General features: G+C 41.6%; 2 protein-coding genes. Both read left to right on the forward strand.

The window, feature by feature from the left end; genetic code table 11:
• The first annotated feature begins 351 nt into the window (after nt 1–351).
• Nucleotides 352–1,413, forward strand: a complete 1,062-nt coding sequence (locus LJE11_RS18910) for a DUF5067 domain-containing protein (protein ID WP_173745145.1) — start codon at nt 352–354, stop codon at nt 1,411–1,413.
• A 196-nt stretch (nt 1,414–1,609) separates the two neighbouring features.
• Nucleotides 1,610–1,819: a DUF378 domain-containing protein gene (locus LJE11_RS18915; RefSeq protein ID WP_008705760.1), complete on the forward strand. Its 210-nt coding sequence runs from the start codon at nt 1,610–1,612 to the stop codon at nt 1,817–1,819.
• Nucleotides 1,820–2,040 lie beyond the last annotated feature (221 nt).

The raw sequence follows: 2,040 nt of genomic DNA on the forward strand, positions 1-2,040 counted from the left end.
TGGAATTTTGGCTTGTATGTCTCGGGATTTTGGCATATTCATGCCAAAACACCTCACGGGACAGTGGTGTGTGAACAGTAACCACTCTGATTACTATAATTTTGATTATAAGTAAGACAATTGCCATTGTCAACGCATTCTGATATAATCAATTATATCGTTACTGTTACTCTGTTCTCAGTAACATCACATCTGCATGAATGTTATTGCAGATACAAAACCGAAACTTTTTAACATAATACGTTTCAGAGCAGTTATGCTCTAGAGTGTGTCTGAAAAAGGCTTTCTGCAAGATGTGACGCACATCTTGCGTAAAGCATTTTTCAAGCATACTCTAAGACAGGAGGCAATATGACAAAAGGTAATAAAAAAGGACATGCCGGGCTGATCATTTTCATTCTGATCCTGATTCTCGCCATTGGAGGAGGTACCGGCTTCTATTTCTATCAGCGACAGCAGCCACGAAAAGCAGTGGAACATTTTCTTGACAGCATGAAGAAAATGGACTTCGACACGATGGAATCCCTGATTCAGAGCAGTGATCTCACCGCACTGGACAATGCAGATATCCGAGATGCCGCATACACAGATTTCTTCTCAGAGATCAACAAAAAAATGACTTATAAAATCACGAAAAACAGATTTGATATTCAGAATGGTACAGCTTCTGTCACAGCACATATCACTTACATTGACGGAACTAATATTTATAAAGCAACTATCACTGAATTTCTCCGTCAGATCGTTTCCAACGCTTATGCCGGAAACAAGCTTACAGAAGAAGAGACACAGGCAAAACTTGCTTCTATTCTGAGTGAAAAGGCAAAAAAAGTGGAAAAAGATGTATTCTCCGAAACAGATATCACCTATCCGGTGATCAAAACAGATTCCGGATGGAAAATTGTTTCTCTGGATGATGAGACAGTAAAAATCATGTCAGCAAACTTCAAGAGTGTTGAAGAGGAAATAAACAACTCCCTCAACAATATGGATAACGAAGATTCCTCAGGTTCTTCTTCCAATGCACCGGAGGCATCTGCAGATGATACGCTTAATCTCACAACAGAAAAATTTACGATCAAATATACCAAACATACGATCACCAAAGACTTTGCCGGAAATCCATGTATTATGGTTTATTACGATTACACCAATAATTCTTCCTCTGCATCCAGTGCAATGGTTGATGTCAGCCTAAAAGCTTACCAGCATGGAGAATCCTGCGAGGCAGCGATTCCCGAGAATAATGACGATGCCATCGATCATTTTACAGCTGAGATTCAGCCCGGACAGACCGTTAATGTATGCCAGGCATTTACACTGACAGATGAGAGTGATGTAACGGTTCAGGCACAGGAGGCATTTTCCTTCGATGAAGACGCAAATGCCAGACAGATACTTAAAGTAAAATAATCCGATTGTCAGACAGAGATCCTCAATTGAGGCAGGGAACTTATTTGATTCTGTTAAAATACGCACAGCGATTCAAAATTAATTTGAACCTGCTGTGCATATTTTTTGTCTTCCATGGAACAATATGAAATGTAATAGCTTTATGATTCCTGTCAGAGCTGTCTGCAGCCACAGGGAGACGAAAGGATGGTGACTTATGGGAAGTAAATGTTTAAGATATACGGCACTGACGATTTCCATCATCGGAGCTGTTAACTGGGGACTGATCGGTTTTTTCAATCTGAATCTGGTTGCTCTCCTTTTCGGAAGCATGAGCTGGATTTCCAGAATCATATATGGTCTGGTAGGAATCTGTGGACTCTGTCTTCTGACCTTCTACGGCGATTCAGACACTGAATCTGAATAAGAAAGAATCCTGCAAGCAGGATTCTCAGCCTGCGGCGGGTCGCTTCAGCGACATAATTCCTCTACGCCGCAGTGCGATCCTGCCCGAAGGGCTTTTTTATGTTATAGGAACATTACGGAGTAATTTCCTATAATATAAAAAAGGACTTCGGAAAATCCGAAGTCCCAAGAGCGATAGACGGGGCTCGAACCCGCGGTCTCGACCTTGGCAAGGTCGCGCGT

The sequence above is a fragment of the Blautia sp. DFI.1.216 genome (assembly GCF_020594215.1).
GTDB lineage: Bacteria > Bacillota > Clostridia > Lachnospirales > Lachnospiraceae > Blautia_A > Blautia_A wexlerae.

Coding starts and splice junctions, on each gene's coding strand:
- LJE11_RS18915 (WP_008705760.1), top strand. CDS start 1,610: ATGGGAAGTAAATGTTTAAGATATACGGCACTGACGATTTCCATCATC.
- LJE11_RS18910 (WP_173745145.1), top strand. CDS start 352: ATGACAAAAGGTAATAAAAAAGGACATGCCGGGCTGATCATTTTCATT.